The 16,828-nt window shown below is 65.0% G+C and carries 16 protein-coding genes; 2 read left to right on the top strand and 14 right to left on the bottom strand.

The window, feature by feature from the left end; translation table 11 throughout:
* Positions 1–92 precede the first annotated feature (92 nt).
* The 11 genes from ABZE94_RS00620 to ABZE94_RS00570 form a co-directional block, all read right to left on the bottom strand.
* Positions 93–1,280: an ATP phosphoribosyltransferase regulatory subunit gene (locus ABZE94_RS00620; RefSeq protein WP_372873603.1), complete on the bottom strand. Its 1,188-nt coding sequence runs from the start codon at positions 1,278–1,280 to the stop codon at positions 93–95.
* Positions 1,281–1,317: 37 nt separating this feature from the next.
* Entirely contained in the window at positions 1,318–1,503 is a 186-nt protein-coding gene (locus tag ABZE94_RS00615) for a DUF2065 domain-containing protein (protein WP_372873602.1), read from the bottom strand.
* A gap of 126 nt (positions 1,504–1,629) precedes the next feature.
* Positions 1,630–2,499: a protease modulator HflC gene (gene hflC / locus ABZE94_RS00610; RefSeq protein ID WP_372873601.1), complete on the bottom strand. Its 870-nt coding sequence runs from the start codon at positions 2,497–2,499 to the stop codon at positions 1,630–1,632.
* Positions 2,499–3,653, bottom strand: coding sequence for an FtsH protease activity modulator HflK (gene hflK, locus ABZE94_RS00605; protein ID WP_372873600.1), 1,155 nt, complete (start codon positions 3,651–3,653; stop codon positions 2,499–2,501). The genes hflC and hflK overlap by 1 nt, the downstream gene beginning before the upstream one ends.
* A 96-nt stretch (positions 3,654–3,749) precedes the next feature.
* The gene (gene hflX, locus ABZE94_RS00600; RefSeq protein WP_372873599.1) at positions 3,750–5,051 is read right to left on the bottom strand and encodes a ribosome rescue GTPase HflX; all 1,302 of its coding nucleotides are present in this window, start codon (positions 5,049–5,051) and stop codon (positions 3,750–3,752) included.
* 14 nt (positions 5,052–5,065) lie between these two features.
* Positions 5,066–5,326, bottom strand: coding sequence for an RNA chaperone Hfq (hfq, locus tag ABZE94_RS00595; protein ID WP_305256397.1), 261 nt, complete (start codon positions 5,324–5,326; stop codon positions 5,066–5,068).
* 102 nt (positions 5,327–5,428) lie between these two features.
* The gene (miaA, locus tag ABZE94_RS00590; RefSeq protein WP_372873598.1) at positions 5,429–6,400 is read right to left on the bottom strand and encodes a tRNA (adenosine(37)-N6)-dimethylallyltransferase MiaA; all 972 of its coding nucleotides are present in this window, start codon (positions 6,398–6,400) and stop codon (positions 5,429–5,431) included.
* A gap of 189 nt (positions 6,401–6,589) precedes the next feature.
* The gene (gene mutL, locus ABZE94_RS00585) at positions 6,590–8,461 is read right to left on the bottom strand and encodes a DNA mismatch repair endonuclease MutL (RefSeq protein WP_372873597.1); all 1,872 of its coding nucleotides are present in this window, start codon (positions 8,459–8,461) and stop codon (positions 6,590–6,592) included.
* Positions 8,458–9,888, bottom strand: a complete 1,431-nt coding sequence (locus tag ABZE94_RS00580) for an N-acetylmuramoyl-L-alanine amidase (RefSeq protein WP_372873596.1) — start codon at positions 9,886–9,888, stop codon at positions 8,458–8,460. The genes mutL and ABZE94_RS00580 overlap by 4 nt, the downstream gene beginning before the upstream one ends.
* Before the next feature lie 10 nt (positions 9,889–9,898).
* Positions 9,899–10,366: a tRNA (adenosine(37)-N6)-threonylcarbamoyltransferase complex ATPase subunit type 1 TsaE gene (gene tsaE, locus ABZE94_RS00575; protein WP_372873595.1), complete on the bottom strand. Its 468-nt coding sequence runs from the start codon at positions 10,364–10,366 to the stop codon at positions 9,899–9,901.
* Positions 10,354–11,853, bottom strand: coding sequence for an NAD(P)H-hydrate dehydratase (locus ABZE94_RS00570; protein WP_372873594.1), 1,500 nt, complete (start codon positions 11,851–11,853; stop codon positions 10,354–10,356). Before ABZE94_RS00570 ends, tsaE begins: the two co-directional genes overlap by 13 nt.
* Before the next feature lie 59 nt (positions 11,854–11,912).
* On the opposite strand from ABZE94_RS00570, the gene queG reads away from it, so the two are divergent.
* A complete protein-coding gene (gene queG, locus ABZE94_RS00565) occupies positions 11,913–12,986 on the top strand; it encodes a tRNA epoxyqueuosine(34) reductase QueG (RefSeq protein WP_372873593.1) in 1,074 nt (357 codons plus the stop codon).
* A 59-nt stretch (positions 12,987–13,045) separates the two neighbouring features.
* Here the strand turns inward: queG and orn are convergent, their stop codons facing one another.
* Both orn and ABZE94_RS00555 read right to left on the bottom strand, forming a co-directional pair.
* Positions 13,046–13,627 carry an oligoribonuclease gene (orn, locus tag ABZE94_RS00560; protein WP_372873592.1) on the bottom strand — a complete coding sequence of 194 codons (582 nt, stop codon included), beginning with the start codon at positions 13,625–13,627 and terminating at the stop codon, positions 13,046–13,048.
* 80 nt (positions 13,628–13,707) lie between these two features.
* Entirely contained in the window at positions 13,708–14,514 is an 807-nt protein-coding gene (locus ABZE94_RS00555; RefSeq protein ID WP_372873591.1) for a trans-aconitate 2-methyltransferase, read from the bottom strand.
* 160 nt (positions 14,515–14,674) lie between these two features.
* Here ABZE94_RS00555 and rsgA point away from each other — a divergent pair, with 160 nt between their 5' ends.
* On the top strand, positions 14,675–15,706 hold the full coding sequence (gene rsgA, locus ABZE94_RS00550) for a small ribosomal subunit biogenesis GTPase RsgA (RefSeq protein ID WP_372873590.1): 1,032 nt from the start codon (positions 14,675–14,677) through the stop codon (positions 15,704–15,706).
* A 91-nt stretch (positions 15,707–15,797) separates the two neighbouring features.
* Here rsgA and motB read toward each other — a convergent pair whose 3' ends face one another.
* Positions 15,798–16,826: a flagellar motor protein MotB gene (gene motB / locus ABZE94_RS00545; RefSeq protein ID WP_372873589.1), complete on the bottom strand. Its 1,029-nt coding sequence runs from the start codon at positions 16,824–16,826 to the stop codon at positions 15,798–15,800.
* Positions 16,827–16,828: the final 2 nt, after the last annotated feature.

Here is a 16,828-nt window from a genome sequence, read left to right as displayed (position 1 = left end):
GTCAGGACGGCCCGCCTGGGCAGCCCACCAAGATGATCAGTGTGAACGACCCGCAGCGGGATAGCGCCAGCACCTGACCAACCTGGATCAGCTCAATCGACCAACGGCATTACCTGCCAGCGGCCATCACTCAGCAATAATTGACGATCACAGCCCACCTCGTGAGCATCGGCCAAAGCCTGCCCAGGCAGCGCCTGCACCACGCGCTCGCCCTCACCGCGCAGGCGCTGCACCGCACGCCACAGGTACAGATCATGCTGGTCCGGCGCCCAGATGCCCGCCGGCAGCTCACCGAGCGGCATCTGCCCAAGACTGACCAGGGTCTTCAGATCGGTGGAGAACCCCGTCGCCGGACGCGCCCGACCGAAATCCGCGCCGATATCGTCATAGCGACCGCCCTGGGCTATCGACTGACCGACACCCGGCACGAAGGCCGCAAAGACCACGCCGGTGTGATAGCGATAGCCGCGCAACTCACCCAGATCGAAGTACAACGGCAACTCCGGATAGCGCAGGCTCAACGCATCGGCAATCGCCAGCAAGTCATCCAGCGCCGCATGCACATCATCCGGCGCCTCGACCAGGCACGCCTGCGCCAGGTCAAGCACTTCCCGACCGCCGCAGAGCTCGGCCAGGGCGCGCAACATCTTGCATAGCGCAGCCGGCAGGGCCTCGGTCAGCAGCACAATCTCATCCATGGCCTTGCGCTGCAGCGCATCGAACAGCTGCTGCTCGACCTCGCCAGACAAGCCGGCGGCACGCGCCAGGCCACGGTAGATCCCGACATGACCGAGATCCATATGAATATCGGGCACCTGTGCCAGCTCCAGGGTATCCACCAGCAGGCTGATGACCTCTACATCACTGGCCGGACTGGCATCGCCATACAACTCGGCACCCAACTGAATCGGGCTGCGCGAGGTGGTCAATGCCCGCGGCTGCGCATGCACCACGCTGCCTGCATAGCACAGCCGGCTCGGCCCTTCGCGGCGCAGGGTGTGCGCGTCGATCCGCGCCACTTGCGGCGTGATATCGGCACGAAAGCCCATCTGCCGACCCGACAGCGGGTCGGTCACCTTGAAGGTGCGCAGATCCAGATCCCGGCCCGCGCCGGTCAGCAGCGATTCCAGGTATTCGATATGCGGCGTCACCACGAATTCATAGCCCCAGCGCTGGAACAGATCCAGCACCTGACGGCGCGCGACTTCGATGCGCGCCGCTTCCGGCGGCAGTACTTCTTCGATGCCATCTGGCAGTAGCCAGCGGTCTACCGTTGCCATTTCGCCATTCCCCTCTTGAACCGGGCGGCACAAGCCTTCAGTGAAGCAGATAAAGGAGAGCTGTACCCAGCAACATGCTGGCCAGCCCCATCAGTCGCAGTCGTCGATCCGACAGCCGTGCAAGCTGTGCGACTGCCTCACGCCAATGGCGCGGGCAGAGGAAGGGCAGGATGCCTTCCAGAACCAGCAATAGACAAAACGCAATGCCCAATTCCTGCCACATGAGACCCACAGACGCAAAAAAGCCGGGATTTTCCCGGCTGCCCAATGATAACACGCGCAAAGCCGCAAGCCACAAGCTTCAGGCTGCAAGTAAGCATCCAGCGCCTACTTGCAGCCTGCAGCTGCCTCAGGGCTTGGACTTTTCCAGATAGCGGAAGAAGTCACTGCTCGGATCAAGCACCAGCACATCACGCTTATCCGCGAAGCTCTCGCGGTAAGCCCTCAGGCTGCGATAGAACGAGTAGAACTCCTGGTCCTGGCCATACGCCTTGGAGTAGATGGCCGCCGCCTGGGCATCGCCATCACCGCGCAGCTCTTCGGCCTGGCGATAGGCATCGGCCAGCAGCACGCGGCGCTGACGATCGGCATCGGCCCGAATACCTTCGGCCAGCTCCTTACCCTTGGCCCGATGCTCGCGAGCCTCACGCTGACGCTCGGAACTCATGCGATCGAACACGCTGCGGTTGACCTCTTTCGGCAGGTCGATGGCCTTGACCCGCACATCCACCACCTCAATACCCAGCTCACGCTGCGCCGCACGGTTGAGCGAAGCCGTAACGTCCGCCATCAGTGCATCACGCTCGCCGGACACCGACTCGTGCAGCGTGCGCTTACCGAACTGGTCACGCAGCGAAGCCTCCAGGCGCCGCGCCAGACGCTCGTCGGCGATCTGCTTGATGCCGGAAGTCGCAGTGTAGTATTGCTCGGCATCGAGTACCCGCCACTTGGCGAAGGCGTCGACCATCAGCGCTTTCTTTTCCAGGGTGAGGAAACGCGAGCTGGAAGCATCCAGGGTCAGCAGGCGTGCATCGAACTTGCGCACCTGATTGACGTAAGGAATCTTCACATGCAAACCCGGCTGCACGTCCGGCTGGACGATTCGACCGAACTGCAGCAGCACCGCACGCTCGGTTTGCGCCACGATATAGAAGCTGTTCCAGGCAACCAGCGCCAGGACTACGCCGACAATCAGGGCGATCAGCGATTTATTGCTCATCAGCGGCTCTCCCTTGTACGCAGCTCAACCTGACCCGGATTACTGCTCGTGCGCGCCCCCAGTTCGGCGGCCCCTGCACCCGACACGGCACTGGCTCCAGCGCTGCTACGACCGTCGATCATTTTATCCAGCGGCAGATAGAGCAGGTTGTTCTGCCCCTTGTCGCCGGTCACCAGCACCTTGCTGGTATTGCTCATCAGTTCCTGCATGGTGTCCAGGTACAAACGCTCACGCGTGACTTCCGGCGCCTTGCGGTACTCGGCCACCAACGCGGTAAAGCGATCCGCCTCACCCGTTGCGCGGGAAACCACTTCATCACGGTAACCGCTGGCATCTTCGATCAAGCGCTGGGCTTGACCACGGGCCTCCGGCACCACGCCGTTGGCATAGGTTTCCGCCAGGTTCTTCTCGCGCTGCTCGTCTTCACGGGCACGGATCACGTCATCGAAGGCGTCCTGCACTTCGCGCGGCGCCGCCGCACTCTGCAGGTTGACCTGAGTGACATTGATGCCGGTGCGATAAGTATCGAGGAAGCGCTGCAAACGATCCTTGACCTCGCTGGCCATCAGCTCACGACCTTCGGTCAGCACCTGATCCATCTCGGTGGAGCCAACCACGTGGCGTACCGCGCTGTCGGTCGCATGCTGCAAGCTGACCTCGGGCTGATCGACGTTGAGCACGAAATCCTGCAGGTTGCTGATCTTGTACTGCACGGTCAGCGGCACCTCGATGATGTTCTCGTCCTCGGTGAGCATCTGCCCCTGCTTGCTGTAGGCACGCTCGCGGGTGACGTTCTCCTGGAACTTGCGATCGATCGGCGGGAAGTAGATGTTCAGGCCCGGCCCTACGGTCTCGTGGTACTTGCCGAAACGCAGCACTACGGCCTGTTCCTGCTCATCGATCACGTAGATCGCGCTATACAGCCAAACGGCCGCGAGCACGGCCAAGCCGACGAATAGCAGACCGAAACCACCGCCCCTGCCAGCACCGTCATCACCGCCACGTTTCTTACCGCCACCGAACAGCCCGTTGAGGCTTTCCTGCAGCTTGCGGAAGGCCTCGTCGAGATCCGGCGGCCCCTTGCGATCACCGCCTTTGCGGCCGCCCCAAGGATCCTGATTGTTCGAGTTGCCACCCGGCTCATTCCAAGCCATAGCGCTCTCCATCTAATAAAGCAAAGACGCGCCCACGGCGCGCCGACCAATGCTACCGAATGCCAGCCGCCAGCGGCAAAGCCACTGACGCAGGCTTTATTGCAAAGTGTGTTGCTCGATAAATTCCAATGGTTTCAAACCTGCCCGGGTGACCAGCCGATTCAACTCGACCCGCGGCAGGCGTACTGCCAGCAGACTGCTGCCATCCTCGGCATGCTCCTCGCTTTGCACCGCACCCAGGGCAAAAAATTGCGCGCGCAGCCGCGCCAGGCCCTGCGGCAACTGCAATGTAGCGATAAACAGGTCATCGCCCAACAACTCGGCAATGGCCTGCTTCAACAAAGGCAGACCACGCCCGTCACGGGCAGACAACCAGACCCGCTGCGGCTTGCCGTCGGCGTCGCGCTGAATTTGCGGCTCGACCCCCTCGAGCAGATCAAGCTTGTTGTATACCTCGAGCAGCGGCAACTCGTGCGCACCGATCTCACCCAACACCGCCATGACCTGCTCGATCTGCTGATCGCGCTCAGGCTCATGCGCATCGATCACATGCAGGAGCAGGTCTGAGTTGCTCGACTCCTCCAGGGTCGCCCGGAAGGCTTCGACCAGTTTATGCGGCAGGTGACGGATAAAGCCCACGGTATCGGCCAACACCACCGGCCCCAGATCGTCCAGCTCCAAGCGCCGCAGAGTCGGGTCCAGGGTGGCGAACAACTGATCGGCAGCGTAGACATCGGATTCGGTCAGGTTATTGAACAGGGTCGACTTGCCGGCGTTGGTATAGCCGACCAAAGACACCGAAGGGATATCCGCGCGTCTGCGCCCTCGCCGGGCCTGCTCGCGCTGGCTGCGCACCTTCTCCAGCTTCTGCTTGATCTGGCGAATGCGCACCCGCAACAGACGCCGGTCGGTTTCCAGCTGAGTCTCACCCGGACCGCGCAGACCGATACCGCCCTTCTGCCGCTCCAGGTGGGTCCAGCCACGCACCAGCCGGGTGCTCAGGTGATCCAGCTGGGCCAGCTCGACCTGCAGCTTGCCTTCGTGAGTGCGCGCGCGCTGAGCGAAAATATCGAGAATCAGCCCGGTTCGATCCAGCACCCGGCACTCGAAAACCCGCTCGAGGTTGCGCTCCTGACTGGGCGTGAGGACGTGATTGAAGATCACCAGATCGGCCTCGAGCACCTTGACCTGATCGCGCAACTCCGCGACCTTGCCACTGCCAATCAGGTATTTTGCCGTCAGCCGGCTACTCGGCACGCTAAGGAAGGCCACCGCATCGGCCCCGGCCGAGATGGCCAGCTCCTGAAACTCTTGCGGATCTTCACGCGCCGCGGAGTCTTGACCGTCCAGATGAACCAGGACGGCCCGCTCACCCCCTTCATGGCGCTCGAAGAACAATACGACCTCCTAAATCAGGCGTTGCCCGGCTCGGCTTCGGCCAGCTCAGCCTCGGAAACGCTCGGCAAACGCACTGGGCGGCTGGGCACCACAGTGGAGATAGCATGCTTGTAGACCATCTGGCTGACAGTGTTTTTCAGCAAAATCACGAACTGGTCGAAGGATTCGATCTGACCTTGCAGCTTGATGCCATTGACCAGATAGATGGAAACCGGGACGCGTTCCTTACGCAGGGTATTCAGGTAAGGGTCTTGTAGCGAATGCCCTTTTGACATGTGTCGCACTCCTTTGAAAAATCAATAATTAATAGTTTTAGTAAGACAATAAACAACTTCAGGCCGCCATACCCCCAAGGATAGACGGCCAATGGCAAGGTCTCAGGTCAATATGGAGTCCGCTGCCAGGTATTTCAAGGCGCGCGGCAAATTGTCACAAGCCAAGCTATCCAGCCAGTGCACATCGGCCCAGCTGCGCAACCAGGTAAACTGTCTTTTGGCCAGCTGCCGCGTGGCGATGATGCCACGCTCGCGCATCTGCGCCTCGCTCAGATTACCCTCGAGATAATCCCACACCTGGCGATAGCCCACCGCTCGTATAGACGGCAATCGCGGATGCAGGTCACTTCTCTGGCGCAGGCCTTCGACCTCCTCGACAAAGCCTTGTTCCAACATCGCCTGGAATCGTTGCGCAATTCGCGCATGCAGCATCTGGCGCTGCGCCGGAGCAATGGCCAGGTGCGCGACAGTATAAGGGAATTGCCCCGCAGCGGATGCGCCCATCAGATGATTTTGCTCGGCCTGGCGCTGACGGTGCGCGGTCATGCTCAAACCGCTGACGCGGTAGACCTCCAGCGCCCGAACCAGGCGCTGCGGGTCATTGGGATGGATACGCGCCGCGGACTCCGGATCGACCGCCTGCAACTCGCGGTGCAGGGCCTGCCAGCCTTCGGCCTGGGCGCGCCCTTCCAGCTCGGCGCGCACCTGCGGATCGGCGCCGGGCATATCGGCCAGCCCCTCGAGCAACGCCTTGTAATACAGCATGGTGCCGCCGACCAGCAGCGGAATGCGCCCGCGCGCGCTGATCTCGGCCATCGCCGCCAGGGCGTCGGCACGAAACTCGGCGGCCGAGTAGCTCTCGGCCGGGTCGCGGATATCGATCAGGCGATGGGGGAATTCGGCCAGGGTGGCTTTATCGGGCTTGGCGGTGCCGATGTCCATGCCGCGATAGATCAAGGCCGAGTCGACACTGATCAACTCGCACGGCAGCACCCGCGCCAGCTCGAGGGCCAGATCGGTCTTGCCGGCGGCGGTGGGTCCCATCAGGAAGATGGCGGGGGGCAACTGGGGCATCGGCGGACTCTGAAAAATGGGCGAGCTGTAGGATGAGGGGGCCGCCTACGCGGCCCGCCCCATCCTACGACTGGGGACCGAGCAACATTTTCGTAGCAACGGGCGGACGCGCAGCCCCATGCCCGCGAACCTGGACAATCGCGGCCATGGGCTTCGGCCCGCCCCTACAAGTTCAACCACCAGCGCGTTTCACCGGCCACGCAGGAACAGCTTATCCAGATCATCCATGCCCAACTGGGTCCAGGTCGGCCGCCCATGGTTGCACTGGCCGCTGCGCTCGGTGTGCTCCATGTCACGCAGCAGGGCATTCATTTCCGGCAGGGTCAGGCGCCGATTGGCGCGTATCGCCCCGTGACAGGCCATGGTCCCAAGCAACTCGTTGAGGTGCGCCTGGATCCGGTCACTGGTGCCGTACTCGAGCAGATCGGCCAGCACATCGGCGACCAATCGATTGGCCTCGGCCTGTTTGAGCAGCGCGGGGATCTGCCGGATCGCCAGGCTTTCCGGGCCCAGACGCTGCAACTCGAAGCCCAGACGCTGGAACCAGGTCACATGTTCCTCGGCGCAATCGGCCTCGCGCTGACTGACGGCCAGCGACTCGGGCACCAGCAACGGCTGGCCGCGCAGGCCCTCGCTGGCCATGGCGACCTTCAGTCGCTCATAGGTGATGCGCTCGTGCGCCGCATGCATGTCGACCAGCACCAGGCCCGGCACGTTCTCGGCGAGGATATACACGCCCTTGAGCTGGGCGACGGCATAACCGAGCGGCGGCACATCGCCCTGAGCCTCGGGCAGGCTCGCCGGCGCGGCCGCCAGCGGCGCGAAAAACTCGCGGTAGGCGCCCTGCGTCTCGCCGGCCGACGACCCGGCTGGCGGCCGCTGCCCCTGATAACCGGCCCCCGGCGAGCGCCAGACCGACTCGCGCGGCGTCGGCTCGAGCAAACTGGCGGCCAGGCCGATCTCACCCTGCGGGCCGAACTCGCCGGCCGCCTGCCCGGTCGGCACCAGCATGCCGCTCACCGCTGCCGGTGCGGCCAGTTGATCCTCCGGACGTACATCGCCCAGGGCGCGGTGCAGGGTGCCGTAGAGGAAGTCATGGACCATGCGCCCGTCGCGAAAGCGTACTTCGTGCTTGGTCGGGTGCACGTTGACATCGACCACCGCGGGGTCGATCTCCAGAAACAGCACGAAGGTCGGATGACGGCCATTGAACAGCACGTCGCGATAGGCCTGGCGCACCGCATGGGCGACCAGCTTGTCGCGCACCGTGCGCCCGTTAACGAAGAAATGCTGCAGATCGGCCTGGCTGCGCGAGAAGGTCGGCAAGCCGACCCAGCCCCACAGGCGCAGGCCATTGCGTTCGACCTCGATGGGCAACGCCTGTTCGAGAAAGGCCGCCCCGCAAACCGAGGCCACCCGCCGCGCACGACTGACATCGTCATGCGCCTCGTGCAAGCCGAGCACGGTCTTGCCGTTATGGCGCAGGTGAAAGGCCACGTCGAAACGCGCCAGCGCCAGGCGCTTGATGACTTCCTGCAGGTGATCGAATTCGGTTTTTTCGGTCTTGAGGAATTTGCGCCGCGCCGGGGTATTGAAGAACAGGTCGCGCACCTCCACCGAGGTGCCCACCGGGTGCGCCGCCGGCTGCACGCGCGGCTGCATGTCGCGACCTTCGGTCTCCACCTGCCAGGCCTGTGCGGCATCGGCCGTGCGCGAGGTCAGGGTCAGGCGCGCGACCGAGCTGATCGAGGCCAGGGCCTCGCCGCGAAACCCCAGGCTCATGACCTGCTCGAGGTCCTCGAGCTCACGGATCTTGCTGGTGGCATGCCGGGCCAACGCCAGCGGCAGATCGTCCGCCGCGATGCCGCTGCCGTCGTCGCGCACGCGCAGCAGCTTGACCCCGCCCTGCTCGATATCCACCTCGATACGCTTGGCGCCGGAGTCCAGGCTGTTCTCGAGCAATTCCTTGATCACCGAGGCGGGCCGCTCGACCACCTCACCGGCAGCGATCTGGTTGGCCAGGCGCGGGCTCAGCAGCTGGATACGCGCATCACCGCTCATGGCTGAACCGCCAGCGCCGTGGCCGGAACCTGCAGGACCTGGCCGACCTTGATCACGTCGGAGCGCAGCGAATTGGCGCTGCGCAGGGCGCCGAGACTGACCTGATAACGCAGGGCGATCAACGCCAGGCTCTCGCCGGAGCTGACCACGTGTTCGCGCGGACCCTGGACGATCTTGCCGTTATCGCGCTGCCAGGCGAGGTAGCTGCCGGGTGGCGGGTTCTGTTGGAAGAACTGGCGCACCCCGGTCACGATGGAGCGTGCCAGCGCCTGCTGGTGGCCCGCACTGGCCAGCTTGCGGGCTTCCTGGGGGTTGGAGATGAACCCGGTCTCGACCAGGATCGACGGCATGTCCGGCGACTTGAGCACCATGAAACCGGCCTGCTCGACCCGCCGCTTATGCAGCGGGGTGATGCGCCCCATATTGCTCAATACCTTGTTGCCGACATTCAGGCTGGACGACAGCGACGCGGTCATCGACAAATCCAGCAACACCCCGGCCAGCATGCGGTCCTTATCGTCCAGGCTGACATTGCCGGCGCCGCCAATCAGGTCCGACTGGTTCTCCGAGTCGGCCAGCCAGCGCGCAGTCTCCGAGGTGGCGCCGCGATCCGACAGGGCATACACCGAGGCGCCAAAGGCCGCCGCCCGCGGCGCCGCATCGGCATGAATCGAGACGAACAGATCGGCGCCCTTCTTGCGCGCGATGTCGGTGCGTTTGCGCAACGGGATGAAATAGTCGCCGGTGCGCACCAACTCGCCGCGAAAGCCTTTCTCGGCGTTGATCTGGCGCTGCAGTTCCTTGGCGATAGCCAGGGTCACGTGCTTCTCGAACTGGCCCTTGACCGGCGACAGAGCGCCCGGGTCTTCGCCGCCGTGACCGGCATCGATGGCGATGACGATATCGCGCTTGCCGCTGGGCAGCGGGGTCAATTTCGCCGGCACCCGGGTCGGCGTGACCGGCACCACTGGCGCACTGGCCACCTGAGTCACGGGCAGGCCGGGAGCAGCACCCGCCGCCTGATCGAACAGATCGACCACCAGGCGATGGCCGTATTGCTGATTGGGCGCCAGGACGAAGCTCTTCGGCGTGACCTGCGCCGACAGGTCGATCACCACGCGCAACTCGTCGGCCGTGCGTTGCGCCGAACGCACGCCGGTAATCGGCGTATTGCTCAGCGCCAGGTTATCGAAGCCGGTCGCCAGCTTGGCGCCACTGACATCGATGACGATGCGGTTCGGCGCCGTGAGGGTAAAGACACTGTGCTGCACCGGACCGGACAGGTCGAACACCAGGCGCGTGTTGTCCGGCGCACGCCACAGCCTGACGCTGCGCACATCCGAAGCGGCAAAAACCTCGACAGCCAGCGCCGCCAGCACCACTCCAACCGCGATGAAACGCGCGCCTATGCGCATACCCGACCCCATTTTGTTTTGATCATGCCCCGGAAGCCAAAGTGGCACACCAGGTTTTGCCACGTTCGCCTTGCGCCCGCAGATGCAGGCAGCGGCCGGACGCTTGCGCGGTAATGGTAATGTCCATGTCGGCCTTTGGCAAAACGCCTGCGCCACGCTCCGGCCACTCGACCAGGCACAAGGCATCGCCCTCGAAGTAGTCGCGTATCCCCAGGTACTCCAGTTCCTCCGGGTCGACCAGGCGATACAGGTCGAAATGGAACACCCGGATCGCACCGATCTCGTATGGCTCGACCAGGGTGAAGGTCGGACTCTTGACCGCCCCGGCATGGCCCAGGCCGCGAATGATCCCGCGCGACAGGGTGGTCTTCCCCGCCCCCAGGTCGCCATGCAGATAGATCACCCCACACCCGCCACTGACCGCGGCAATACGCGCACCCAGGGTCAACATCGCCGCCTCATCGGCGGCATACAGCTCTAACTCGGACAAACCGACTGCTCCTGCAACAATTGACGAATGGCGGCGCACAGATCGCTCGCCGCCAACCCACAGCCCTGTTCGGCCAGACGCTCGCCGGCACGCGCATGCAGCCAGACCGCCAGACTGGCCGCCGCCATCGCCGGCAAGCCTTGGGCCAGCAGCGCGCCGACCAGGCCGGCCAGCACATCGCCCAGGCCGGCGCCGGCCATGGCCGGGTGACCGCGATCGCAGAGCAACAGCTGCCCGTCAGGATCCGCCACCAGGCTACCCGCGCCCTTGAGCACGCACACCGTCTGGTAGCACCGGGCCAGGGCCCGCGCCGCCGCCGGACGATCGGCCTGTACCTCGGCGGCACTGATACCCAGCAGGCGCGCGGCTTCGCCCGGATGCGGGGTGATCACGCCACCAGCCGGCATCTTGACCGCCGCCGCGGCCAGCAGGTTCAAGGCGTCGGCGTCCCACACCTGCGGCGCCTCGGTGATCGCCGCCAGCGACAGCAGGCTGCGCCCCCAGGCTCCCTGCCCCAGGCCCGGCCCGACCACCCAGACGCTGGCCGCGGCGCCCAAGGCCCGCAGTTGATTGGCCGAGGCCACGGCGGCGCTCATCACCTCGGGCACGCGCGCCTGCGCCGCCGCCAGGTGCTCACCGCGGGTCGCCAGGGAAACCATCCCGGCACCGCTGCGCAAAGCGCTCTGCGCTGCCAACAGGGCGGCGCCGGCCAAGCCGCGATCGCCGCCGACCACCAACACATGGCCCAATTGCCCCTTGTGCACCGTGCGCGGCCGCGCCGGCAAGCGCGGCACATTGGTTCCGTCCAGACGCTGCGCCACGCAAGCCTGCGCAGCGACCAGCGCCGGCTCGGCCTGCAGGTCAGCGAAGACCAGCTCGCCCACCCAATCCGCTGCCACTCCGGTGAACAACCCCAGCTTCAGGCCGATCAGGGTCACCGTCAGCTGCGCACGCACGGCCACGCCCAGCACCTGACCGCTGTCGGCACACAGACCCGAGGGAATATCCACCGCCAGGACCGGCAGGCCGCTGGCGTTGAGCAGGCCAATCGCCTGGGCATAGGGTTCGCGCACCGCACCGCTGAGGCCGGTGCCGAGCAGCGCATCGACCACCACCCCGCTCAGCTCGGCGCACTCACTCCAGGACTGGATCGTCACGCCGGCGGCCTGCGCCTCGTCGCGCGCCTGCGCCGCATCGCCCTGCAGCTGCAGCGGATCGCCCAGCGCCAGCAGCCGCACCTGCCAGCCGGCCCGCAGCGCCAGGGCCGCCACCAGGTAGCCGTCGCCGGCATTGTTGCCGCGCCCGGCCAGCACCGTCAGCGTCCCGGCGTCCGGCCAACGACGGCGCAGCGCCCGCCAGATGGCATGGGCGGCGCGGCTCATCAGCTCGAAGCCCGGGGTACCGGCGGCGATCAGGCGCGCATCCAGCTCGCGCACCTGGGTGGCGCTGTATAAGGCGAGGGGAAGATTGTCTGGCGATTGCGGCATGCGTCGGCTCCGATGTCTGGCAGAATTATACCTACCTCCGCCCCGGTTACCCGCCCCATATGACAACTGTCGCACTCGACCTCACCGCCCTCGCCCAGTCGATCAAGAATTGGGGTCGCGAGCTGGGCTTTCAACAGGTCGGCATTGCCGGGCTGGAGCTGAGCGAGCACGAGGCGCACCTGCAACGCTGGCTGGACGCCGGCTACCAGGGCGAGATGGACTACATGGCCGCCCACGGCAGCAAACGCTCGCACCCCGAGCAACTGGTGCCCGGCACCTTGCGCGTGGTCTCGCTGCGCATGGACTACCTGCCCGGTGACACGCAGATGGCCCAGCGCCTGGGCGAACCGGAGAAAGCCTATGTATCGCGCTACGCCCTGGGCCGCGATTACCACAAGCTGATCCGCAAGCGCCTGCAACAACTGGCCGAGCGCATCCAGCAGCAGATCGGCCCGTTCGGCTACCGCGCCTTCGTCGACAGCGCGCCGGTACTGGAAAAGGCCATCGCCGAACAGGCCGGACTCGGCTGGATCGGCAAGAATACCCTGGTGCTCAACCGCGGCGCCGGCAGCTACTTCTTCCTTGGCGAGCTGTTCGTCGACCTGCCCCTGCCGGTCGATGCGCCGCACGCCAGCGAACATTGTGGGCGCTGCACCGCGTGCCTGGACATCTGCCCGACCGGGGCCTTTGTCGGCCCTTACGTGCTGGATGCGCGACGCTGCATTTCCTACCTGACCATCGAATTGAAAGGCGCGATCCCCGAGGAGCTGCGTGCGCCGATCGGCAACCGCGTGTTCGGCTGCGACGACTGCCAACTGGTCTGCCCGTGGAACCGTTTCGCCCGCCCTACCGAGCAGGGCGACTTTCAGCCACGCCATCACTTGGACAACGCCGAGCTGGCCGCACTGTTCCGCTGGAGCGAAGAGGAGTTCCTCAGCCGCACCGAAGGCTCGCCACTGCGCCGTGCCGGCTACGAGCGCTGGCTGCGCAACCTGGCCGTCGGCCTGGGCAATGCCCCCTCGAGCATCCCGGTGCTCGAGGCGCTGCAAGCCCGCCGCGACCACCCCTCGGCGCTGGTGCGCGAGCATGTCGAGTGGGCGCTGGCACAGCATCGGCGCCGCGGCCAGGGTTAACGGGAATGGGGCCAAAAACCCTCATCCCGCGCCTGCCCTAGGCCCAGCCTGCAGCGCCCTTAATCGGCTTTCGGCGCCTCGGCATGTGCTCCCTGCGCGCCAACTTTGAGGAAATGCTCGCGGTAGTACTGGAGTTCGGCGATGGACTCGCGGATATCGTCCAGCGCCTGGTGGCTGGCTTTTTTCAGAAATCCTTCCTTGAGTTTCGGCGCCCAGCGTTCGGCGAGGATTTTCAGGGTCGAGACATCCAGATAGCGGTAGTGGAAATAGGCTTCCAGATCCGGCATGTAGCGATAGAGAAAGCGCCGATCCTGACCGATGCTGTTGCCGCAGATCGGCGACTGGCCCTTGGGCACCCACTGCTCGAGAAAGGCGATGGTCTGCGCCTCGGCCTCGGCCTGACTGATCCTGCTCTCCCGCACCCGCTTGACCAGGCCACTGTCGCCATGGGTGCGGGTGTTCCATTCATCCATGCCGGCAAGCGCCTCGTCACTCTGATGCACCGCAAGCACCGGGCCTTCGGCCAGAATGTTGAGCTCGCTATCGGTAATGATCGTGGCCATTTCGATGATCACGTCCTTCTCCGGATCGAGCCCGGTCATTTCCAGGTCGATCCAGATCAGATTCTGCGGGTTCTGCATGTTCTACTCCTCGGCTGATGCCGGCAGTTTAGCGAATAAAGTCGCCCGCGAAGCGGCGGACTTGTCCGCACCACGCCCGGTCACGCCCGAGCGACTGCCGGCATCCGCCATAACAGCAGACGCGAGCGGCGCCAGTCATGCAGTTCGACTTGCTGATCGGCCGGCACGCCGGGCACCTCGAAGCTGTTGCTGACCAGCCAGGCACCGACGGCCATCTGCGCCACGGCCTTGGTCCAGAGCGCCGCCATCGGCGCCGGCGAGAGGAAGCAATAAACCACGTCGAATCCCGCCAGATCGGTGCGCCAGAGATTCTGGTAGCGAATCCGGCAGTTGCTCTGCGGCAGGGCGCGCAGCCAGGCGATGAGAAACGGCAAGGGCGCGGTCTCCACCCCGACGAACTGCGCCCGGGGAAAGCGCCGCGCCAGCCAGAGCAAGGTGCCCGCCGGACCACAGCCGAGGTCGACGAAGCGGAAAGCGGCCGCTTGCCCGGCGAGCCACTCGGCCAACTGCTGGCGACTGCGCGCGCCGGTCATATACAGCGGCACCCGCTCGCCGACACTGTTCCAGTTGCCCAGCAACAGCAGCAGGAAGCCGGCTAAAAACACCCAGGACGGCAGCGCCGCACCACCGAGCAGCAGCAGCGCCGGGACAAACCCCAGGTTCAGCCACCACCACCATGACGCCAGACCGAGCCAACGAGCGACACTCGCCGCCAGCAAGCCCTGGACCAAACCGGCGGCCAAAGCGCTGGGGCGCCAGCTCGAAAACTGCACCGCCAGGACGATCGCCCCGCCCACCAGCAGCGCCGCACACAGCTGCGCCAGCAACGCCAGCAGGGCCGGATGGCGGCCGGCCACTCGAGCAATCATCGCTACACGCGCAACCATCTATCGCCTCCATTTCGCCTCTAACTGTCTATCGTCACTGCGCTGCAGTCTAACCCCCGGCACTAACTCTCGGCATCCGGCAACGCAGCAGCGCGAGTCGGCACGTGCCGCGTGCTAGACTCGCTGGCGGATTTCACCGCAAGTCAACCTCGGAACTTTCATGGCCAAACGCCAACTCAACCGCCGGCAAAGCTGGCGCATCGACAAAATTCAGGGCGAACGAGCCGCCCGCGCGGCCAAGCGCGAGTCGCAGGCCGTGCAAACCCTCGAGGGTGGCGACCTCGGCCCGGAACAGCTAGGCCTGGTCATCGCCCACTTTGGCGTGCAGGTCGAAGTCGAAGCCACAGACGGCGAACTGGCCGGCCAGGTATTTCGCTGCCACCTGCGCGCCAACCTGCCCGCCATGGTCACCGGCGATCGCGTGGTCTGGCGCGCCGGCAACCAGGGCATCGGCGTCATAGTCGCGCAACTGCCGCGTAAAACCGAACTGTGCCGCCCGGATACCCGCGGCCAGCTGAAGCCGGTGGCGGCCAACGTCGACCTGATCGTGATCGTCTTCGCACCGCTGCCCGAACCCCACGCCAACCTGATCGACCGCTACCTGGTGGCCGCCGAACACGCCGGCATCCGCCCCTTGCTGCTGCTGAACAAGGCCGACCTGATCGACGAGCAGAACGCCGTGGCGCTGAATGTCCTGCTCGGCGTCTATCGCCAGCTCGGCTATCCCGTGCAGGAAGTCTCGGCCCATCAGGGCGACGGCATGGAGCAGCTCAAGCAGCAGCTCGACGGCCACGTCAGCGTCTTCGTCGGCCAGTCCGGGGTTGGCAAGTCGTCGCTGGTCAACAGCCTGCTGCCAGGCGTGGACACCCGGGTCGGGCCGCTGTCGGAACTGACCGGCAAGGGCACCCACACCACCACCACCGCCCGCCTGTTCCACTTCCCGGGCGGCGGCGAGCTGATCGACTCGCCCGGCATCCGCGAGTTCGGCCTGGTGCACGTCAGCCGCGCGGATGTCGAAGCCGGCTTCATCGAGTTCAACGAACTGATAGGCCAGTGCCGCTTTCGCGACTGCAAGCATGACCGCGAGCCTGGCTGCGCCCTGCTCAAGGCCCTGGAAGACGGCCGCATCCAGCCACAACGGATGGCCAGCTACCGACACATCCTGGCCAGCCTGCCCGAAGCGGACTACTGATAAGGCTGTGCAAACTCTCGCGCGATATTTTCACAAGCGCTGACACGACCGGGCCGCGATCACTCGCGGCCCGGGGCGTACGACCGGCGACTCATTCGCTCGGCTGATCGAACTGCAACACCCCGTCCTCGAAAATATTCAAGCGCTCGCGCACCTCATCCGTCCCGGCCGGATCCGCGCCAGGCGGCTGCGGCCCATCAGGCGCGGCAGTGCTGCCAGCCCCCTCAACCCCCTCAGGCTCTGGGTCGCCAGCGCCATCCTGCTCGCCCTCGATGGCGCGCTGTGCCTTCTTCGTCAACACGACGATGTCGATACGCCGATTGACCGGGTTCAGCGGGTTGTCTCGATCGAACAACGCCGACGACGCATAGCCAACCACCCGGGCCACCTGCGCCTCGTCATAACCACCGGCGATCAGGGCGCGCCGAGCGGCATTGGCCCGATCCGCCGAGAGCTCCCAATTGCCGAACTCGGCGGCACCGGCAAACGGCTTGGCATCGGTGTGGCCGCTGACGCTGATTTTGTTCGGCACCGCCCTGATGGTGTCGGCCAGGGCCAGCAGAATGTCCTCGAAATACGGCTGCAAGCGTGCACTGCCGCTAGCGAACATCGGCCGGTTCTCGGCGTCCATGATCTGGATACGCAAGCCGTCCTGGGTGATCTCGAACAGAATCTGATCCTTGAAGCGCTGCAGCTGCGGATTCTCCTCGACCTTGTTCTGCAGCTCCTGCAGCAACAGCTCGAGGCGCTCGCGCTCCACTTCCTCGGCCTTGCCGTCGGCCTGCGCGGGGCTGGGCTGCGCCGGCTCGATCTCGACTTCCTCGCCCTCGGTCTGATCGTCGACCTGCTGATTGAGCGTGCGATCCGGCGCCGGCGTGGGCGAGCCGCCGAGGTCGATGACGAAGGGACTGGCGCTTTCGGAAAAGCCGATCGGATCCTTGAAGTATCCGGAGATCAACTTCTTCTGCTCGGGGGTAGCCACGGACATCAGCCACATCACCAGGAAGAATGCCATCATCGCCGTGGCGAAGTCGGCGAAGGCGATTTTCCAGGCCCCGCCATGATGGCCAGCAGCGGCCTTCTTGACCCGCTTGACGATGATCGGCTGATTGTTGTCCATTT

Origin of the sequence: Pseudomonas sp., assembly GCF_041601375.1 — a bacterium.
In the GTDB taxonomy this organism is placed as follows: Bacteria; Pseudomonadota; Gammaproteobacteria; order Pseudomonadales; family Pseudomonadaceae; genus Aquipseudomonas.
The sequence above is the reverse complement of the archived record's forward strand: the minus strand, read 5'-3'. Positions and strand labels throughout refer to the sequence as shown.